The sequence below is a fragment of the Candidatus Symbiopectobacterium sp. NZEC135 genome (genome assembly GCF_025962695.1).
Genome location: NZ_JAGFPF010000001.1, coordinates 56,497 through 77,222, shown reverse-complemented (window position 1 = coordinate 77,222; position 20,726 = coordinate 56,497). Strand labels below are relative to the sequence as shown.

Sequence of the window (20,726 nt, the reverse complement as noted above, 5' to 3'; positions counted from 1 at the left end):
TGCACAGAAAGCAACATCGTCGGCAACAAGATGCTAGTTTAAGACAGAGAATCAATAGAATAAGTCGGCACTTACCGGATGACAACGCCGAAATAAGCTCAGTAGAAAAGGCGTAGTGATTGTGCACTCACCATGACAATATTTTTTTGTATCCTGTCTGAAAATAAAAAAAAAGCGGTATCTGAAACAAAAAAAACGCTGGCTCTTGACTATCTGACCCTCTGAACTATTTTCATAGAGATAACAGGATCTCGCAGAAATTCATGCAAAAGTTTCTGCTTAATAGCGCGGGAGCATTCTCATGAATTTTCAACTCAAGTACGCCAGTAGTAAGTCACCGGATCCTATCCAGGCAGTCGCCGAATTTGCAAAAATACTTAATCATGAAGATATTAAAACGGTGATTTTTTTCTGCTCTCCTGATTACGATTTAGACGTTTTAGGTCAAGAATTAAAAAAATCCTTCTCCTGCACGTGTATCGGTTGTACCTCTTCCGGGCAAATCGGTACCCAAGGGTTTCAGCATACCGGGTTGGTAGGGTTGGGCCTGAACAAGAATTTTAGCGCCCACACCTTCACAATCCACCCTTTAAAAAACTATGCCGAAATGGTCTCTGACATTGCCGAAGTGATTCATCGCGATTGTGAGGACAGGCCAACGCTTCATCGTTTTAGTCTGCTGCTGGTCGATGGTCTATCAATGATTGAAGAACGTTTGACTGCAAGTCTGTACCAGCAGATAGGCAATATCCCGATTATTGGTGGCTCCGCAGGCGATAACCTGCGTTTCGAGAAAGCGTATGTTTATGATGGCGATGGCCGCTTTATTTCTGATGCAGCCGTATTTGCTGTTATTGAAACCCAATCAACCATCGTGACATTTAAAGTACAGCATTTTAGACCCAGCAAGATTGAACTCGTTATCACTGAAGCCGATCCAGAAAGACGGCTTATTTTTGAAATAAACGGTGAACCCGCTGCGTTTGCTTACGCACAAGCCCTCGGGTTAACCGTATCTGAATTGACCCCAACCGTCTTTTCCCGTCACCCACTTGTGCTTTCCTTTGGTGATGACCCTTATGTCCGTTCTATTCAAAAATGGAACGCCGATTTATCACTTACCTGTTACTGCGCGATTGAAGAAGGCCTTATCGTTTCTATCGGTAAAGCGGAAGATCCCGTCCAAACCCTTGAATGTGCCTTCAGTAAGGTTCGCGAGACCCTCCCTGACCCCGTCATCATCGGATGTGATTGCATTCTACGCCGTATCCAGTTTGAGCAAGAAGGCCTCGAACAACAGATCGCCAACGTTATGGTGCAAAACCGCGTTGTAGGATTTTCCACATACGGAGAGCAATACAACGGATTGCACGTGAATCAAACATTCACGGGAATCGCCATTGGAGGATAGTGAATTGACTGAAGGAACATTTTCCGCATCCTCTGCCATGTCTATCGCCGAGTTCGAGCGCAAATTAGCCGCCAGAGACAAAACGATTGATGTGCTAAAGCGCCGTATCTTGCGAGAGACAGCGCAAGATCATGCCACGCCTTTCGCAATACTGAGGCAAAATGTAGGCTTGGAAAAAGTGGTCGCCCGTAAAACGTTGGAATTAGAAAATGAACGTTACGAGTTAGAAAAAGCACTGAAAGAGCTTCGTTTAACCCAAGTTCAATTGCTACAAGCACAAAAGATGGAATCCATTGGGCAACTCGCGGCGGGGATTGCCCACGAAATAAATACACCGACACAATACGTTTGTGACAACGTGGGCTTTGTTAAAACAGCAACAACGTCACTGATCGCTTTGTTGGACACGGCGCTGGCACTGATCGATACAACACGGGAGAAACTCGCTGAAGACCCCCCCCTAAGGGAGTTCGACACCCTCCGAAAACGAACGAAAGTGGAATTCTTATGCCGCCAACTCCCAAGCGCCTTAGATGAATCGTTGGAAGGCCTTGGGCATATCACCAAGATTGTGGCTGCCATGAAAGAATTCTCGCATCCTTCGCACAATGAAAAAGAAATGGTCGACGTCCGCGATGTGATCAACACCACAGCAACCGTCGCCCGTAATGAATGGAAATACGTTGCTGAACTAGAGACACACTTTGAGCATGAATTACCCAAGCTCCCCTGTCTGAGAGACGCCATTGGGCAGGCTATTCTAAATCTGATAGTGAATGCAGCCCACGCTATTGCAGATACCATTCAGCAAGGCATTAAAGAAAAAGGCCATATTATTATCTCCGCAGCACTCAACGGTGAGCACATAGAGATCCGGGTTAAAGACGACGGGAGCGGCATTCCCGTTGGGATCCGAGACCGGATATTCGACCCCTTTTTCACAACCAAAGCCGTAGGCAAAGGGACAGGTCAAGGACTCTCCATTGTCTATTCAACGGTAGTTGATAAGCATAAAGGACAGATCCGATGTGAGTCAGAGGAAGGCGTGGGGACAACATTCATTCTGCTATTACCCCTTAACTCGCCTCAAGAGGAATCCCCTGCATGCAAGTGATGTTCGTCGATGATGAAATTCGAGTGCTCTCAGGTATTGAGCGGGCACTCCTAGTAGAAGACATCGAATGGGAATATCGATTTGCCAACAGTGGCAAACAAGCGCTCACGATGCTGGAAGAAAAACCAGCCGATGTGGTGGTATCTGACATGCGAATGCCCTTCATGGATGGTGCTGAATTACTCTCACAGGTAAGACACCATTGGCCTGGCACAATACGTATCATCTTATCTGGGTATTCTGCCCCTGATGCGACGACACGCATGCTGGCTGTCGCTCACCGATTTATTTCCAAACCGTGTGACAGCACGACATTAATAGCGACGATAAACAATATTCTACTCCTGCGCGATAGGCTGCAAGCGCCCGCCATGATCGACGTTGTCGGCCGCACCAGCTATCTACCCGCAGCGCCTGACGTGTTTATTGAAGTCTCCCGCCTCATCACTCAGGTTGACAGTGATACGCGACAGATCACCAAGTTGCTGAGTAGCGATCCCGCCTTGAGCGCAAAAATTTTACAACTGGCGAACTCAAGCTATTTCACTCGAGGGGGACGCATCACAGATATTGGAAATGCCATCTCACATTTGGGCCTGGAGCAGGTTAAGTTACTGGTATTGGCTTCTCAGATCTTTGCTGAGGCTAAAACAGATCGCTATGTTGCTCAGCTACAACAACGCGCCCTGCTTGCTTCAACGTTGGCGGCGCAGATATCGGATCATCAAGGGGGAGCGCAAACGGCCGCACTGCTTGCCAATATTGCGCGACTGATACCTGAAATGAGAGAGCCCAATAACGCATTCGTACTCACGCACAATACTATCGCGGTACACGCCGCAGTCAGTGCATATCTGATGGCATTGTGGGGCTTGCCGATGGATATCGTGGAAGCCGTGGCATATCACGTTCAGCCCTCCCTCGCCACAGATAAGACATTTAACGTCGTTGGCGCTGTGCACGTAGGCGTTGCCCTCGCCAACAACACCCCTCTCGACCTGGGCTATCTCGAACAAACCGGCATGCTTAACCAGCAAACCTTATGGCAAGACATGCTTACCCAAATAAAGGAAACACATCATGACTGAAACTGCCTTACCCCGGGTGCTCTGCGTAGACGATGAACCCAATGTCCTCGCCGCAATGGAACGCAGTCTTTTTGGTGAATTTGACGTCGTAACGGCTCGCAGTGGTGAGGCTGGCTTGGATGCCGTTCGTTGGGGTGAGCCATTTGCGGTGATCATGTCAGATATGCGTATGCCCGGTATGGATGGCGCAGTCTTCCTTGCTAAAGCGCGGGAAATTTCTCCAGACAGCGTACGTATTCTCCTTACAGGCCAGGCCGATGTTGAATCCTCGATTGCAGCAATAAACAAAGGCGCGATCTTTCGCTACCTCTGCAAACCCTGTCCCAAGGAAGAATTGGTTTCAGCGTTGAATGATGCCGTCAGTCAGCACCGCCTTATTCGTGTAGAAAAAGAACTCCTGGAAACCACGCTCAGCGCATCCGTAAAAACACTGACAGAAGTGCTCGCCATGGTAGCGCCCTGGGCTTTCCAACGGGCCGCATTTGCTCAGTCCTGTGTTCGTCATGCACTGCTCAAACTGGAATGGCCCGATGGATGGATTTACACCATTGCCGCATCACTGAGCCAAATCGGCTGTGTGGGAATTCCTATCGATATCGTTCAGGCTGACGCCGCACAACGCACACTTTCTGCGGAAGAAAAAAAACTACTTCAAGAACATCCTGATGTCGCGGCTCGCTTAGTAAAAAACATTCCCCGCCTTGAACCAGTAGCCGAAATTATTCGATACCAAGCGACCATGGCTCCCGCCGATGCCACGACTGAAGTTATGCGAGGGTCTCATCTCTTGCGCGCAGCCCTCGAACTTGAACGTCATGCCGCCAGAGGAAAGGGGCTGGAGCATCCACGGGAAATTCTCAATGCCATCAAGCCAGCCATCCCAGAATACATCATCAAAAGCCTCACCGATTTTCGCGCTAACATGGCCGGTGTCCGTACGGTACGCATTCGTGAATTAAAACCTGGCTGGGTCATTGATGAAGACATCCGCACCACAAATGATTTGATGGTTCTCACCAAGGGACATGAGCTTACCGATACCGCCATTGCTGCACTGCAACGACTCCTCAGCTTAGAAGCCATCAAGGAACCCATTCAGGTTTGTGTTACCAGTTCTGATGCCGCTGCAGGATGAATGTTTTGCATATCAGTACTCCTTGAAGAGAAAAGCCTCGTGTTGATAACGAGGCAAACGCAGTGGCTTAAATTTGTGCCATACCGCCATCGACGAAGAGCTCAATACCATTGATGAAGCTTGCGGAATCGGATGCCAGGAAGGCCACGGCCTTGCCGATCTCTTGTGGCTCCCCCACGCGGCCCAACGGTACTTGAGCAGCCAAATGATCGAACAGGCCTTGACGGCTATCGTCGTCTACCAGCCCGCCGAGTCCGGGTGTACGAATCGGTCCAGGGCTCACTACATTCACCCGGATTTGGCGATCATTCAAATCAAGAGCCCAAGAACGAGCAAAGTTGCGGACCGCAGCTTTGCTGGCACTATAAACGCTGAAGTTAGCTGTGCCTTTGATGGAAACTGTTGATGCTGTCAGGATGATCGCGCTGCCGTTTACCAACAAAGGAAGTGCTTTCTGTACCGTGAAAAGCACGCCGCGCACGTTGGTGCCAAAAATACGATCAAAGTGTTCTTCCGTGATAGCCCCCAGGGGCATCATGTCGCCCCCACCGGCGTTGGCGAACAAGACATCCAGATGACCCGCTTCTTGGGCGATTTGTGCAAAGACTCGGTCTAAATCGCTTAAAACTGACGCGTCGGCCTTGATACCCGTGGCGGCCTCGCCGATGGTGGCAACGGCTGCATCCAATTCAGCCTGGCGGCGGCCAGTAATAAATACCCTAGCGCCCTGCGTGACCAACTCCTGTGCCGTTGCCAGACCAATACCGGTGCTACCACCGGTGACGAGCGCTATTTTTCCGTTCAGTGATTTGTTCATGAGTTATCCTTGAGTAATTTCATTGATTAAGATGCTTTTGCGTCGGCGATAAGTGCATAACGGTCAGAGCATGGGATTAACTTTATTACCCCAAAATTTATTGATAAAGTAAGCAAATTCGAAAAGATTATCTATGTACATGGATAATCAAGAAGAGGTATTCCGATGGACCAGTTACTGGCTATCCGAGCCTTCGCTCGAGTCGTTGAGGCTGGCAATTTCACGCGTGCGGCTGATTCGCTTGATATGCCTAATGCGACAATGAGTAAGTTGGTGCAGGACTTAGAAGCCCATTTAGGTGTGAAGCTACTACAGCGAACGACTAGGCGCGTCACTGTGACACCCGAAGGGCGAGATTATTACGAGAAGACCACGCGGTTGCTGGCCGATCTTGAAGATATCGATACTGGCTTCGCCATTGCGCACAGCAAACCACGAGGGCATTTACGGATCGACATCGGTTCTTCAACGGCGAGTGACGTGCTCATTCCGGCACTGCCTGCATTCCAGGAGCGTTTCCCTGATATCAGGATTGATCTTGGCGTAACAGATCGATCTGTCGACCTGATCAGCGATAGCGTCGATTGTGTTATTCGGGGGGGTTTACTGGTCGACTCATCGCTGGTTGCAAGAAATATTGGTCACGCCAATATGGTGACCTGTGCATCACCCAGTTATCTCAAGCGCTATGGTGTTCCTGCTTATCCTGAAGAACTTAAGAACGGGCATCGGCTGATTGCTTATGTTTCAACGGCAACAGGACGGGCGATACCATTTCGATTCGAACGTGATGGGGTGACATCCGAAATCAAGATTGAGCATTGGATGGGGATCAATGAAAGTAATGCCCATGTCGCAGCCGGCGAGGCTGGGTTGGGCATTATCCAGACGTTTTCCTACTGTACCCGGCAGGCGCTGGAGTGTGGCTTACTGGTGGAAGTGTTAAAGGAATGGCGACCTTCAAAATTTCCTTTTCATGTGGTGTATCCGCAGAACCGCCATTTGACGCATCGTTTGCGTGTATTCATCGACTGGCTCGCTGAAGAATTTCCAAAACATTTGAATAAGTAGTGAGCAATCAATACATCCTGAGCATCGAAAGAACCGCCATAGGCACAAATTAACCCAATCGACGACCGTCGGAACACTTTGGAAGTGACCACGCAGCGCCTCAGTATTTTTAAAATTTCTGCAATCAACCAAGCAAGGGAAATTCTTCGTTTGCTGATGAAGACATTACTAACATCGTGGTATGTCAATCAACGGGGAGCAGGTCACAAATGCCAGACAAAAAAGCCCGCAGTTACGCGGGCTTAGAGGTACTTTACTGCTTTTACGTGCAGGCTGTTGCCAGACGCGAAATCATTCCCACTCGATCGTCGCAGGCGGCTTGCCCGACACGTCATACACTACGCGGGAAATGCCATCGACTTCGTTGATGATGCGGTTGGAAACGCGACCCAGGAAGTCATAAGGCAGGTGTGCCCAGTGCGCGGTCATAAAATCGATGGTTTCGACGGCACGCAGAGAGACCACCCAGTCGTATTTACGACCATCGCCCATTACGCCAACGGAACGCACTGGCAGGAACACGGTGAAGGCCTGACTAACCTTGTGGTACAGGTCAGCGTTGTGCAGTTCTTCGATGAAGATGGCATCGGCACGGCGCAACAGATCGCAGTACTCTTTCTTCACTTCGCCCAGCACGCGCACCCCAAGGCCCGGACCCGGGAACGGATGGCGGTACAGCATGTTGTACGGCAAGCCCAGTTCGAGACCAATTTTACGTACTTCGTCTTTGAACAGCTCTTTCAGCGGCTCAACCAGACCAAGCTTCATCTCTTTCGGCAGGCCACCCACGTTGTGGTGAGACTTGATGACGTGCGCTTTGCCGGTCTTGGACGCCGCAGATTCAATCACGTCAGGATAAATGGTGCCCTGCGCCAGCCATTTCACCTCAGTCTGCTTGCTTGCTTCTTCATCGAACACTTCAACGAACACGCGACCAATGATTTTACGTTTGGCTTCCGGATCGTTTTCACCGGCCAGTTCAGACAGGAAACGATCTTCGGCAGCCACGTGCACGATATTCAGACCAAAGTGATCGCCGAACATTTCCAGCACCTGATCCGCTTCGTTCAAACGCAGCAGGCCGTTATCCACGAACACACAGGTCAAACGATCGCCAATGGCACGGTGCAGCAGCATCGCCGTAACCGAAGAATCGACACCACCGGACAGGCCCAGAATAACGCGATCGTTGCCAATCTGTTCACGCAGACGCACTATCGCGTCATCAATGATTTTTGCCGGCGTCCACAGCGCATCACAGTGGCAGATGTCACGCACAAAACGTTCCAGTATGCGCTGTCCCTGACGGGTATGCGTCACTTCCGGGTGGAACTGTACGCCGTAAAAGCGTTTCTCTTCGTTAGCCATAATGGCAAACGGGCAGGTATCGGTGCTGGCAACGGTAACGAAATCGGACGGAATGGCCGTCACTTTATCGCCGTGGCTCATCCAAACGTCCAGCAGCGGCGCACCGCTTTCACTCAGCGCATCCTGAATATCACGCAACAGCGCGCTTTCCGCTTTGATTTCGACCTGAGCATAACCAAACTCACGCTCGCTGGAACCTTCAACGCGGCCACCCAGCTGCATTGCCATGGTCTGCATGCCGTAGCACACGCCCAACACCGGCACACCGGCCTGGAACACATATTCCGGCGCGCGCGGGCTGTTGTGCTCGGTGGTGCTTTCCGGGCCACCGGAAAGGATGATGCCGTTCGGGTTAAATTCACGAATCTGTGCTTCGGTAACGTCCCATGCCCAGAGTTCGCAATAAACGCCCAGTTCACGCACGCGGCGCGCAACCAGTTGCGTGTACTGCGAACCAAAATCCAGAATGAGTATGCGGTGTTGATGAATATTTTCTGTCATGAGAGGCGCATTCCAAAATACGTAAGGAGCAAAAAATAAGAGAACCCGGCGAAGTTTACCGGGTTTCTGTCAAATCAGCCATCACATCGGCAGATTGGCCTGTGGGCCCAATCAACCCATCCGATAGTTCGGCGATTCCTTGGTGATGGTCACATCGTGCACGTGGCTTTCCTGAATGCCTGCGCCGCTGATGCGAACAAATTCGGCCTGAGTGCGCAATGCGTCAATGGTGCCGCAACCGGTCAAGCCCATGCAGGAACGCAGGCCACCCATCTGCTGATGCACGATCTCTTTCAGGCGGCCTTTATAAGCAACGCGCCCTTCGATCCCTTCCGGCACCAGTTTATCTGCCGCATTATCGCTCTGGAAATAACGGTCAGAAGAGCCTTTGGACATGGCACCCAGCGAGCCCATCCCACGGTAAGATTTAAAGGAACGGCCTTGATACAACTCAATCTCGCCCGGAGATTCTTCCGTGCCCGCCAGCATAGAACCGACCATCACACAGGCTGCACCCGCAGCGATGGCTTTGGCAATGTCGCCGGAGAAACGGATGCCGCCATCGGCGATAACCGGAATGCCAGTACCTTCAAGCGCTTCTACCGCGTCAGAAATCGCGGTGATCTGCGGTACACCCACGCCGGTAACGATACGGGTGGTACAAATAGAGCCAGGGCCAATACCCACTTTCACGGCGCTCACACCGGCTTCAGCCAGCGCTTTAGCACCAGCGCCGGTGGCTACGTTGCCGCCGATGATTTGCAGATCGGGGTATTTAGCGCGGGTTTCACGAATGCGCTGCAACACGCCCTCAGAGTGACCGTGCGAGGAGTCAATCAACAGCACGTCAACACCGGCAGCAACCAGCGCATCAACGCGTTCTTCGTTGCCCGCGCCTGCGCCAACCGCTGCACCAACGCGCAGGCGACCGTGTTCGTCTTTACAAGCGTTAGGTTTACGCTCGGCTTTCTGGAAGTCTTTCACGGTAATCATGCCAAGCAGATGGAAGCTATCATCCACCACCAGCGCTTTCTCAACGCGTTTCTCGTGCATTTTTTGCAGCACCACGTCACGCGCTTCGCCTTCACGCACCGTTACCAGCCGGTCTTTTGGCGTCATAACGGCGCTCACCGGGCGTTCCAAATCGGTCACAAAACGCACGTCACGACCGGTGATAATGCCGACCAGTTCGTTATCGTCGGTCACTACCGGGTAACCGGCAAAGCCGTTACGCTCGGTCAGCGCTTTGACTTCACGCAGCGTGGTGGTTGGCGTCACGGTTTGCGGATCGACAACCACGCCGCTTTCATGACGTTTTACCCGGCTAACTTCTTCTGCCTGGCGTTCAATCGACATGTTTTTGTGGATGAAACCGATGCCGCCTTCCTGCGCCAGTGCGATAGCCAAACCGGATTCCGTCACGGTATCCATGGCAGCAGAAAGCATAGGAATGTTCAAACGAATCGTTTTTGTGAGCTGGGTAGTAAGATCGGCAGTGTTCGGCAGAACGGTCGAGTGAGCTGGGATCAGGAGGACGTCATCAAACGTCAGTGCTTCTTTGGCAATACGTAGCATGGGCAATATCTCATGTGGGGATGCGATAAAATATTGCCGTGGCATTATACAGAGCGTAATCGGTTGCCTCCAGCTTTTTTTATAAAAAAACTTGATTAACCTTTCAGGCAAGGTAGTATCGGTTAATTAACCCTCTGTTTTAAAATTTGATCTCGCTCACTAAATCGGGTTAGCCAACGCCATGTCCCAAGCGCCTTCATCCGCTATTTTTACCGTCAGCCGCCTCAATCAAACCGTCCGGCAACTGTTGGAAATGGAAATGGGGCAAATCTGGCTGTGCGGCGAGATTTCCAATTTCTCTCAGCCCTCCTCCGGTCACTGGTACTTTACTCTGAAAGATGAGCGCGCTCAGGTGCGTTGCGCCATGTTTCGCACCAGCAATCGCCGTGTGACGTTTCGCCCGCAAAACGGGCAGCAAGTGCTGCTGCGCGCCACGATCACCCTGTACGAACCGCGCGGTGATTACCAACTGCTGGCAGAGAGCATGCAGCCCGCAGGCGATGGCCTGTTGCAACAGCAGTTCGAACAGCTTAAGCAGCGGTTAGCGTCAGAAGGGTTGTTCGATCAATCATTCAAGCAAGCACTCCCCCGTCCAGCCAGCAGCGTCGGTGTGATTACTTCACCCAGCGGCGCAGCGCTGCACGATATCCTGCATGTGCTACAGCGGCGCGATCCGGCACTGCCGGTGGTGATTTATCCGAGCCAGGTGCAAGGCGAAGAGGCCCCAGCACAAATCGTTCGCGCCATTCAGCTTGCCAATCAACGACAAGAGTGTGATGTGCTGATCGTTGGGCGCGGCGGCGGTTCGCTGGAGGATCTCTGGGGTTTTAACGATGAACGGGTGGCTCGCGCCATCTTCGCCAGTCGTATTCCTATCGTGAGTGCTGTCGGCCATGAAACCGACGTCACCATTGCCGACTTTGTGGCGGATTTACGCGCACCTACGCCGTCGGCGGCGGCAGAGTTGGTCAGTCGCGATCGCAACGAGCTGCTGCGCCAACTGCACGCACAGCGTCAACGGCTGGAGATGGCGATGGATTATTCACTGGCCCAGCGCCAGCGCGATTTCTCTCGGCTCTACCACCGTTTGCAGCAACAGCATCCGCAGTTACGCTTGGCGCGCCAGCTTAACCAATTGATTACCCTACGCCGCAGGCTCGATGAAAGCATGCAGCAGCAACTGCGGCGCGCAACCCTGCGCAATGAGCGTTTGCAGCAGCGGCTGACGCAGCAGCAACCGCTTTCGCGTATCCATCGTGCGCAGCAATACCTGCAACAGATGCAGTATCTATTGCAGCGGCTTATGACCCGGCAACTGAGTGAGAATAAACAACGGTTGGGTGAGGTCTGTTCCCATCTGGAAGGGGTCAGCCCGCTTAAAACGTTGGCGCGCGGCTATAACGTGACCACCATGCCCTCTGGGCAGGTTTTACGCGCCACGGCTCAGACAGCGCCGGGCGACACGCTAAAAACCCGCTTACAGGACGGCTGGGTAGAAAGTCAGGTTACGCAGGTCACACCGGATGCCAAAAAGCGCACACGGCGCAAATCCTCCTAGCTATTCCGACACTGGAAGGTAACTGAACTGCACGCGTTGGCGTGAAATCAAACCGTGGCCGCGTTGACAGAAATAACTCACCGAGCCACAGGCCGATAAGGTTTGCAGAGGCTGTTGACATTCCGGGCAATGCGCCTGTTGTTGAAAATGGTGATGACACTGCGAACATTGGAATCGGCTGTCGCTCAGCCAGTTCAAAGTATGTTGGCAATGCGGACACAAGATGTCCATTGGCTCCTCCGTTTCAGGATTAAGCGATGCCCCAGGCGCGTAACAAGTAAACCCCGAGCGCCGTGGCAAAAAACGATCCTACCGTGGTCATGGCAATAATATTGGCCGCCAGCGTAGCATTCCCGCCCATAGCCCGTGTCATGGCATAGCTGCCCGCCGCCGTCGGGGTCGAGGAAAAGAGAAAAATAACCCCCAACTGCACACCGCGAAAGCCAACCAGCCAGCCGCCGAGCGTCAGCAGGCCCGGCACCACCACCAGCTTGGCAACGGTAGAGAGCGCCGCGACATTACTGGTGCGCAGCATGGTTTTGACATCCAGGCTCGCCCCGGCACACAGCAATGCCAATGGCAGTGCCAGCCCGGAGATCTGCTGACCCGTTTGCCGCATCACGTCAGGCAGCGCCAAGCCAGACTGCGCATAGCACACGCCCAGCAACAGCCCAATAATCAACGGATTGGTCGCAATGCTGGTCAATAGCGCTTTCTTGCTGACGCGGCCCCCATCCTGTCCCCGCCGTAAACTGCGCGTTAAGGTGATCACGGACAGCACGTTGAACAAGATCACCGTGACCGTCAGATAGAGCGAGCCTATCGCAATCCCCTGCTCACCATAAGCGCGCACCGCAAACGCCAGCCCCATGATTCCGGTGTTAGAGCGAAAGCCGCCCTGAACGAAAATACCGCGCTCACGGGGATCTTTCACCAGATACACCGCCGCATACTCGAGCAATAAAAACGTGGTGACGGTGCCTACGGCACCATAGAGTATCATCGGAAGGTGCGTGGCAATTGACTGCTGGCTGGTCGCCACGCTGAAAAACAGCAGGAAGGGCAGCGCCAGGTTAAACACCAGCTTCATTGCCGAATCGCAAAAGGTGTCATCCAACTGCCCCAAACGGCGCAGCCCCATGCCAATCAACAGGATTAACAGGTTGGGCATGGTGACATTAAAGGCAAAACTCCAGGTTTCCCAAGACATAACGAACACTTTCACACAGGGTTGACGGTGATTGCTGATTCAAAGGCCATAATAACAATGGGGCGGATCATCGATTCCGCCCCATTCTGGTTACTTGCCTTTCTTAATGTGCTGCATCAAGCGTTTACGCTTACGCAACTGATTGGGCGTGAGCGTATTGCGCTTCTCAGCAAAGGGGTTCTCCCCCTCTTTAAACTGAATGCGAATCGGCGTGCCCATCACGTTCAGCGAACGGCGGTAGTAATTCATCAGGTAGCGTTTGTAGGAATCCGGCAGATCTTTGACCTGATTACCGTGGATCACCACAATCGGCGGGTTGTAGCCCCCGGCGTGCGCGTATTTCAGCTTCACGCGACGGCCCTGAACCAGCGGCGGCTGGTGATCGTCAACGGCCATCTGCATGATACGCGTCAACAGCGAGGTGTTAACGCGCTTGGTGGCGCAGGTATAGGCTTCGTGCACCGATTCAAACAGGTTACCGACGCCGCTGCCATGCAGCGCAGAGATAAAGTGCACGCGGGCAAAATCGATGAACCCGAGACGCAGGTCGAGCATGTCTTTCACCTGCTCTTTGATCTCTTGCGACAGCCCATCCCATTTGTTCACCGCGATAACCAGCGAACGTCCCGCATTGAGAATAAAGCCCAACAGCGAGAGATCCTGATCGGAAATGCCGTCGCGCGCATCGATAACCAGCAGCACCACGTTGGCATCTTCAATCGCTTGCAGCGTTTTGATCACCGAAAATTTTTCGACAGTTTCCGTGACCTTGCCACGTTTACGCACGCCAGCGGTGTCGATCAACACATACTCGCGACCATCGCGCTCCATCGGAATGTAAATGCTGTCGCGGGTGGTGCCCGGCATGTCATACACCACCACACGCTCTTCACCCAAAATACGGTTGGTCAGGGTGGACTTGCCCACATTAGGGCGACCGACGATAGCCAGTTTGATGGGCATACTTTCCGGATCGAAGTCATCTTCGGTGTCCTCTGGCTCATCGGTATTTTCACCTAACTGCTCAGCCCAATAGGCGGCATTAGCCTCTTCTTCCGTCAGTTCAACCGGTTCATCTTCCTGCTTGGCGTAAGGCAGTAACACGTTTTCCAGCAACGAGGTGACACCGCGCCCGTGGGAAGCCGCCATGGGATAGACTTCGCCCAGCCCCAGCGAATAGAAATCCGCCATCGCGATATCCGCATCTACGCCATCAATCTTGTTGGCGACCAGAAAGGTGGCTTTCTCGCGGCTGCGCAAATGCTGTGCGATGCCCAGATCGGCAGGCATCAGTCCGGCGCGCGCGTCCACCATAAACAGCACGATATCCGCTTCTTCGATGGCGAGCAGCGACTGCCCCGCCATACGGGTTTCTACGCCTTCTTCCGAACCGTCGATACCACCGGTATCAATAATAATGAACTCCTGCCCTTCCACTTCCGCCCGACCGTATTTACGGTCACGCGTCAGCCCAGGAAAATCCGCCACCAGGGCGTCGCGGGTACGCGTCAGGCGGTTAAACAGGGTAGATTTTCCCACATTCGGGCGCCCAACGAGCGCGACGACAGGTATCATTTCACAACCTCATTTATTATATTTCAATATGTTACAGCAAATCGACTCGCTGACATTTAAAAGACGAAACGGCCCCTGATGCGTTCAGGAGCCGTTTCAAGGCTCACACCGCCTGCGCGGTGTAGCCCAGATACATGCTGTTTTTTAGCGGGTAAACGCGTATACGTCGCCGTTCTTGGCCTGAATCAGCAGCTTATCGCTTGCCACCACCGGGTCGCTCAGGAAACCGGCGCTGTCCACTTTATGTTGGGCCACGAAACGACCATCCGCCGTATTGATCCAGTGCAGATAACCTTCGGAGTCACCCACCACCAGATAGCCATTATACAACGCTGGTCCCGTCAGGTTACGGTGTAGCAGATCGCTTTGTCGCCACAGATTCACGCCGCCATTGGTGCTGAGAGCCACCACGCGATCGTTTTGATCCACAACGTAGATGCGATCGCCATCGATGACAAAATCCTGCACGCTGCCCAGCTCGCGTTTCCACACGATCTGGCCGGAACGCAAATCGAGCGCCGTCATGTTGCCGTTATAGCCGAGCGCATATACCTGTTCACCCGCTACCACCGGCGTCGTGTCCACATCATTCAGGCGATCGATTTCGGTCGCGCCGCTCGGTTGAGAAATGCGCTGCTGCCAAATCAGTTGCCCTTGGTTGATCAGCACGGCGTTCACACGACCATTGTCACCGCCGACAATGGCAGCACCAAACGCAGTGGCAGGCGCAGACTCACCGCGCAGCGACAGCGTCGGGATATCCAGGTTTACGGTCCATTTAATGGTACCGTCACTTTCATTCAGCGCTTGCAGCATACCGTTGCTGGTGTGCACCAGCACCACGCCATCACTCACCACCGGGCGCGATAATACTTCACCCGCTGCCGTAGCTTGCCATGCAAGGGTACCGTCTGCCGCATTAAGCGCAAACACCTCTGCGCGCTCACTGCCGACATAGACATGATCGCCAGAGACCGTCACACCGCCGGAAAGCAGCGCGGATTCACGCGACGAGAGCAGCCCACGCTTGGTAGACAGATCGGCGCGCCACAGCTCTTTGCCGTTCGCCAAATCCATCGCTTTCACCAGACCTTTACGATCGGCGGCAAATACGCGATCGCCCTGCCACGCTGGACGCAAATTGGAGTAGTGCCCGTCAAGGCCGCTCCCCACAGAACTGCTCCAAACTTTGGTTGGCGTAAATTGGTTCTCAACCTTGGGCAGCGGCGACATGGTTACCACGTCTTCTTCACCGCTGAACAGTGAACATCCGCTCAAAAAAGCCAGAGAAAGCATTCCAACCACAAGTGTTTTACGCAATTGCATGACGTTCCTCTTAGCCCGGCAGATTATTTAATTTCATACGCAGCAACGCCTGCAATGCCTGTGGCGGATTCGCCGCCACCCCTTTGTCGTATGCCGCACGTGCCGCCGCGTTATCGCCTTTGCTCACCAGGGCATCGCCGCGCACATCCGCCACCATGGCAGCCCATCCCGCCTGTGTGATGGTATCCAGCGTTTTCAATGCGTCATCGGCCTTACCCTGCTGCACTTGAACGCGCGCCAAACGCAGTGCGGTCAATGCTTGCAGATCGACATCTTTGGTTTGCGTCAACGCGGTGCGCAATTGGGTTTCCGCCTGAGCGAACTCCCCTTTATCGGCGTGATAGCGCGCCAGTTGCAAGGAAGACAACACGCCATAGCTGTTTTTATTCTCGGCCGAGAATTTTTCCGCTGCCGAAACGCCCGTCGCATCGCCTTTCGCCAATGCTTCACTGGCCTGTTGGTAAGCCAACGAGGAAGACATGGCTCCTTCAGACTGATGATTCTGCCAGTAACGCCACCCGACCAGGGCACCGATACCCAGCACAATCCCCACCACCAACGCTTTACCGTTTTCAATCAAAAAGCGGCGCAACGCATCAACTTGCTCATTCTCAGTGGTATAGACTTCCACGGTGTCTTTCTCCTCAATCCAGTAACGTTGCCAGACGCGCGGCAACGTCCGCCTGCGCCAATGTATCCTGCTCACCGCTGCTCAGATTTTTCACCACTACCTGACCGGAAGCCACTTCGTTCTCGCCCAGCACCAGCGCAATACGAGCGCCCCATTTATCCGCGCGAGCAAACTGTTTCTTGAAATTACCGCCGCCGTAGTTGGTCATCAATTTCAGCTCCGGCAGCGCATCACGCAGCGTTTCAGCCAGTTGCATGGCCGCTGACTGCGTGCCAACGCCGGAGGAAATCAGATACACCTCAACGCCAGGCAGTGCGGCGAAATCCGGGTTAACCGACTGCACTAACAGCACCAAGCGCTCCAGCCCCATGGCAAAACCGACGGCGGGCGTGGCATGTCCACCGAGCTGTTCTACCATGCCGTCATAACGACCGCCTGCACACACGGTGCCTTGCGAACCCAGACTGGTGGTGACCCACTCGAACACAGTACGGTTGTAATAATCCAGACCGCGCACCAACCGCGGATTCACCGTAAATGGGATACCCGCTTGCGTTAAAAGTTCACCGAGTTGCTCAAAGTGTTGGCGAGATTCTTCATCCAGATAGTCCGTCAGCACCGGCGCATCATTGAGAAGCGTCTGCACCTGCGCATTTTTGGAATCCAGCACGCGCAGCGGGTTGGTGTACATGCGACGCAAGCAATCTTCATCCAACTGATCTTTGTGTTGTTCCAAAAACGCGATCAACGCTTCGCGGTAGCGCGCTCGCGCTTCCAGCGAACCGATGGAGTTGAGTTCCAGCGCCACGTGTTCGGCGATACCCAATTCGCGCCACCAGCGCGCGCTGAGCAGGATCAACTCGGCATCAATATCCGGCCCTTGCAGACCAAACACTTCACAGCCTAACTGATGGAACTGACGATAACGCCCTTTTTGCGGACGTTCGTGACGGAACATCGGCCCCATATACCACAGGCGCTGTTCCTGATTATAGAAAATGCCGTGTTCAATACCGGCACGAACGCACCCTGCGGTCCCTTCCGGGCGCAGCGACAGGTTATCACCGTTACGATCATCGAAACTGTACATCTCTTTTTCGACCACGTCGGTCACTTCGCCAATCGCGCGCTTAAACAACGGCGTTTGCTCCATGATCGGTGTGCGGATTTCGTTGTAACCGTAACTGCGGAGTACTTTTTTCAGGCTATCTTCAATACGCTGCCATAAGGCCGTTTCAGCAGGCAGGTAATCATTCATGCCGCGTATGGCTTGGATATTTTTTGCCACGTCAGTTCTCTATGCGTTGTAAAATTGTTTTTCCAATGGACCCGATTATAGGGGGTTCAATGTGCTCTGTTCAACGTTAAAGCCAGCGCCGGGTTTAACGGTCACTGACAGTGCGAGGCTAATTATTTGTCCACCACGTTGACCGTGATGCGTTTATTTTCATCCAGCATCGCCGCTTTGGCGCGAATTTTCGCTTCCAGTTGGTCAATCATGTCGTCGTTGTCAAAGCGTTCTCTCTGGCGCACGCCATCTTCATAAAAGCCGCTTTTCTTGTTACCGCCGGTCACACCCAGCGTGGAGACTAGGGCTTCGCCCGGCCCGTTGACCACACAACCGATAATGGAAACGTCCATCGGCGTAATGATATCTTCCAGACGCTGTTCCAGCGCGTTGACCGTACCGATAACATCAAATTCCTGACGAGAGCAGGTAGGGCACGCGATGAAATTGATACCGCGCGCGCGAATACGCAGCGATTTGAGGATATCAAAGCCGACTTTGACTTCTTCAACCGGATCGGCCGCCAGCGAAATACGCAACGTGTCGCCAATGCCTTCCGACAGCAGCAGCCCCAGACCGATTGCCGATTTGACCGCACCGCTGCGTGCGCCGCCCGCTTCCGTAATCCCCAGATGCAGCGGCTGATCGATACGCGCCGCCAGTAAGCGGTATGACTGCACCGCCAGAAACACATCCGACGCTTTCACACTCACCTTGAACTGATCGAAGTTGAGGCGATCGAGGATGTCCACATGACGCATTGCAGATTCCAACAACGCTTCCGGCGTGGGTTCACCGTATTTTTCCTGAAGATCCTTTTCCAGCGAACCGCCGTTGACCCCAATGCGGATCGGAATGTTGTTATCGCGCGCGCAATCGACCACCGAGCGAATACGCTCTTCGTTGCCGATATTGCCGGGATTGATACGCAGGCAATCTACGCCGTATTCCGCCACTTTCAGCGCGATACGGTAGTCAAAGTGGATATCGGCCACCAACGGAACGTTAACCTGCTGTTTGATGAGTTTAAACGCTTCCGCGGCGTCCATGGTGGGTACGGAGACGCGGACAATGTCCACGCCAACGCGTTCAAGGGCCTTGATCTGTTTTACCGTGGCGTCCACATCGGTGGTTCGGGTGTTAGTCATCGACTGCACGGCAATCGGTGCGCCGTCACCAACAGGCACCTTGCCGACGTAAATGCGCGTTGATTTGCGACGGACGATGGGTGCAGGGTTATGCATTACTTCTTCTCCACATTTACAGCATCACCGGCACCGGAAATTACTCCGCTGCCAGCGTCAGACGAGCAATCTGGTTGCTTCTTACAAACCGGCTCAAATCCACCGGTTTACCTTGATACTGAATTTGCACGGCTGCCGGTGCGCCGATCTTCAAACGATAAGGCGCCTGACCGCTCAGGTTTAATACACTGCCGCCGCGCTGCACGCCGCTGTAGAGTTTTTTGCCTGCCGCATCGATCACTTCCAGCCAGCAGTCGGCGCTAAAGGTCATGGCAATGGCGTTGCCATTGCCACTGACAGGCGTTGCGCTTGGTGACGCAACGGGCTCTGTAGCAGTAACAGGGGGAGTGGTCGCTGGTGCAACAGGCTGATGCCCATTACTTGCCTGCGCTGGCGCCCCCGTGGTCGCTGCTGCATTTGCTGCAGGCGTACTCACTGACGGCGCATTCGCCGCGGTGTTGGCACCTTCCGGCGCGGCCGGCGCAATCTGCGTCAAATCGATGCTCTGTGAACCGGTTGTGGCGAGCGGAACTGCCGTTTGACTTTCCGTTTCTTCCGAGGTGTTAGCCGCAGCGTGATCGACCATCGAGCTGATCTCTTGCTGCTGCATCTGGTAATTCTGCCACCACCAGGCACCGGTTAACCCCAGCACGATAAGCACCACCAGCCAGGTGAAGGTCATCAACCAGCCATCGCGTTTCTTACGGCTTTTTCCCAAGGCAAAGCCTTGCATTGACGCCACGTTGGCGATTCTCGGCACCACGTGTTTATCCAACGCAGGCAGCAGTTCGCTTTCCGGCAAATGCACTAGCTTGGCATAAGAGCGGATATAACCGCGCAAAAAGGTAGGTGCTAAATCAGGAGAGGTGCTGCCCTCTTCGATCTCTCGCACGGTGGTCACTTTGAGGCATAAGCGTTCAGCGACAGTTTGCTGTGTCAATCCCATATGCTCACGCGCCTGACGCAGACGCTCGCCAGGAGTGACAGGGGTGGTATTTTCTAGAGTGGCTTCAGTATTCATTCGCTAAGAACTGCTGGTACTGTTTAGAGTGTGGAAAACTTCGCGCCAGCCTGTCGCCATGATAGTTACGCTCATCATCACGGCCCGCCAACGCGGCGAAACGAATCTCTAACCACAGACTCTCAGCGCTGGCTGGAAGACTATGGTGATAAATATCCAAAAGGTGCCTGGCTTCGTTAAAGTGCTGGGCAGTCAGTCGATGCTCCACTTCACTGAGCACCCTGCCGCCTTTTGTCGGGTCATAGTGTAGCGCCCGAATTAGCAATGTGCGTGCTTCATTACATTTTCCTGCTTTGAAATGGCAGTATCCCGCGTTTTCCAAAGCCTGAGCAACTTCCCGATAATCAGGCTGTTGCACCGCAGCGCTGAACTGTTTCTGCGCCGCTACATACTGCCCTAAACTACAGAGAAACGCACCGTAATTATTCATTACGCTGGCATTTTCCGGTGCCTGACGCAGTGCAGTTTGATAACGCCGTTCAGCTGCACTGTACTCGCCAATACGCTGTTCATACAATGCCATACCCAGTTGGGTACGATAATCGTCTGGAGCGGCCTCAACGGCGCTCGACAAGTTGCGCTGTGCTGCGTCAAGATCGTCTCGTTTCAGGTATGCCATACCCAATTGCAACCGCGTAGTGACCAACACCTCACTCGCCGATGGGCGCGGCACCTTGGCACACCCACTCAACAGCGGCACTACGATGCCGAGTGCAAATAAAACACGACGCTGTACATACTTATGACGTTGTACATACTCTTGCTGAATACGAGGTGTCATCCTGACCCTCCG

18 protein-coding genes are annotated in these 20,726 nt (G+C 53.4%); 6 read left to right on the top strand and 12 right to left on the bottom strand.

Annotated features, from left to right (window positions below):
- Positions 1-301: 301 nt before the first annotated feature.
- Genes J5224_RS00325 through J5224_RS00310 form a run of 4 tightly spaced genes read left to right on the top strand, consistent with a single transcriptional unit; the run spans position 302 to position 4,748 of the window.
- Entirely contained in the window at positions 302-1,411 is a 1,110-nt protein-coding gene (locus J5224_RS00325) for an FIST N-terminal domain-containing protein (RefSeq protein WP_264623449.1), read from the top strand.
- Positions 1,401-2,525, top strand: a complete 1,125-nt coding sequence (locus J5224_RS00320; RefSeq protein WP_264623448.1) for a sensor histidine kinase — start codon at positions 1,401-1,403, stop codon at positions 2,523-2,525. Before J5224_RS00325 ends, J5224_RS00320 begins: the two co-directional genes overlap by 11 nt.
- Entirely contained in the window at positions 2,516-3,613 is a 1,098-nt protein-coding gene (locus J5224_RS00315) for a response regulator (protein ID WP_264623447.1), read from the top strand. Before J5224_RS00320 ends, J5224_RS00315 begins: the two co-directional genes overlap by 10 nt.
- Positions 3,606-4,748, top strand: coding sequence for a response regulator (locus tag J5224_RS00310; protein WP_264623446.1), 1,143 nt, complete (start codon positions 3,606-3,608; stop codon positions 4,746-4,748). Before J5224_RS00315 ends, J5224_RS00310 begins: the two co-directional genes overlap by 8 nt.
- 67 nt (positions 4,749-4,815) lie before the next feature.
- On the opposite strand, the gene J5224_RS00305 is transcribed toward J5224_RS00310, so the two are convergent.
- Positions 4,816-5,565, bottom strand: coding sequence for an SDR family NAD(P)-dependent oxidoreductase (locus tag J5224_RS00305; protein ID WP_264623445.1), 750 nt, complete (start codon positions 5,563-5,565; stop codon positions 4,816-4,818).
- 165 nt (positions 5,566-5,730) lie between these two features.
- Here J5224_RS00305 and J5224_RS00300 point away from each other — a divergent pair, with 165 nt between their 5' ends.
- A complete protein-coding gene (locus tag J5224_RS00300; RefSeq protein ID WP_264623444.1) occupies positions 5,731-6,636 on the top strand; it encodes a LysR family transcriptional regulator in 906 nt (301 codons plus the stop codon).
- 291 nt (positions 6,637-6,927) lie between these two features.
- On the opposite strand, the gene guaA is transcribed toward J5224_RS00300, so the two are convergent.
- Together guaA and guaB are read right to left on the bottom strand one after the other, a co-directional pair.
- Entirely contained in the window at positions 6,928-8,505 is a 1,578-nt protein-coding gene (guaA, locus tag J5224_RS00295; RefSeq protein WP_264623443.1) for a glutamine-hydrolyzing GMP synthase, read from the bottom strand.
- A 111-nt stretch (positions 8,506-8,616) separates the two neighbouring features.
- A complete protein-coding gene (guaB, locus tag J5224_RS00290) occupies positions 8,617-10,080 on the bottom strand; it encodes an IMP dehydrogenase (protein WP_222157743.1) in 1,464 nt (487 codons plus the stop codon).
- A gap of 181 nt (positions 10,081-10,261) precedes the next feature.
- On the opposite strand from guaB, the gene xseA reads away from it, so the two are divergent.
- Positions 10,262-11,638: an exodeoxyribonuclease VII large subunit gene (gene xseA / locus J5224_RS00285; protein WP_264623442.1), complete on the top strand. Its 1,377-nt coding sequence runs from the start codon at positions 10,262-10,264 to the stop codon at positions 11,636-11,638.
- Here the strand turns inward: xseA and J5224_RS00280 are convergent, their stop codons facing one another.
- The 9 genes from J5224_RS00280 to pilW form a co-directional block, all read right to left on the bottom strand.
- Positions 11,639-11,869 (bottom strand): zinc ribbon domain-containing protein, encoded by a 231-nt coding sequence (locus tag J5224_RS00280; RefSeq protein ID WP_264623441.1) that lies wholly within the window; start codon positions 11,867-11,869, stop codon positions 11,639-11,641.
- Between the two features lie 19 nt (positions 11,870-11,888).
- Positions 11,889-12,848 carry an AEC family transporter gene (locus J5224_RS00275; RefSeq protein ID WP_264623440.1) on the bottom strand — a complete coding sequence of 320 codons (960 nt, stop codon included), beginning with the start codon at positions 12,846-12,848 and terminating at the stop codon, positions 11,889-11,891.
- 90 nt (positions 12,849-12,938) lie between these two features.
- The gene (gene der / locus J5224_RS00270) at positions 12,939-14,423 is read right to left on the bottom strand and encodes a ribosome biogenesis GTPase Der (protein WP_264623439.1); all 1,485 of its coding nucleotides are present in this window, start codon (positions 14,421-14,423) and stop codon (positions 12,939-12,941) included.
- Between the two features lie 144 nt (positions 14,424-14,567).
- Complete coding sequence (gene bamB, locus J5224_RS00265) at positions 14,568-15,749, bottom strand: outer membrane protein assembly factor BamB (protein ID WP_264623438.1); 1,182 nt, start codon at positions 15,747-15,749, stop codon at positions 14,568-14,570.
- A gap of 10 nt (positions 15,750-15,759) precedes the next feature.
- Entirely contained in the window at positions 15,760-16,380 is a 621-nt protein-coding gene (locus J5224_RS00260; protein ID WP_264623670.1) for a YfgM family protein, read from the bottom strand.
- A gap of 13 nt (positions 16,381-16,393) precedes the next feature.
- Positions 16,394-17,668 (bottom strand): histidine--tRNA ligase, encoded by a 1,275-nt coding sequence (gene hisS / locus J5224_RS00255; protein WP_264623437.1) that lies wholly within the window; start codon positions 17,666-17,668, stop codon positions 16,394-16,396.
- 122 nt (positions 17,669-17,790) lie between these two features.
- Positions 17,791-18,912, bottom strand: coding sequence for a flavodoxin-dependent (E)-4-hydroxy-3-methylbut-2-enyl-diphosphate synthase (gene ispG, locus J5224_RS00250; protein ID WP_264623436.1), 1,122 nt, complete (start codon positions 18,910-18,912; stop codon positions 17,791-17,793).
- 40 nt (positions 18,913-18,952) lie between these two features.
- Positions 18,953-19,933, bottom strand: a complete 981-nt coding sequence (gene rodZ, locus J5224_RS00245) for a cytoskeleton protein RodZ (protein ID WP_264623435.1) — start codon at positions 19,931-19,933, stop codon at positions 18,953-18,955.
- The gene (gene pilW / locus J5224_RS00240; protein WP_264623434.1) at positions 19,923-20,714 is read right to left on the bottom strand and encodes a type IV pilus biogenesis/stability protein PilW; all 792 of its coding nucleotides are present in this window, start codon (positions 20,712-20,714) and stop codon (positions 19,923-19,925) included. Before pilW ends, rodZ begins: the two co-directional genes overlap by 11 nt.
- Positions 20,715-20,726: the final 12 nt, after the last annotated feature.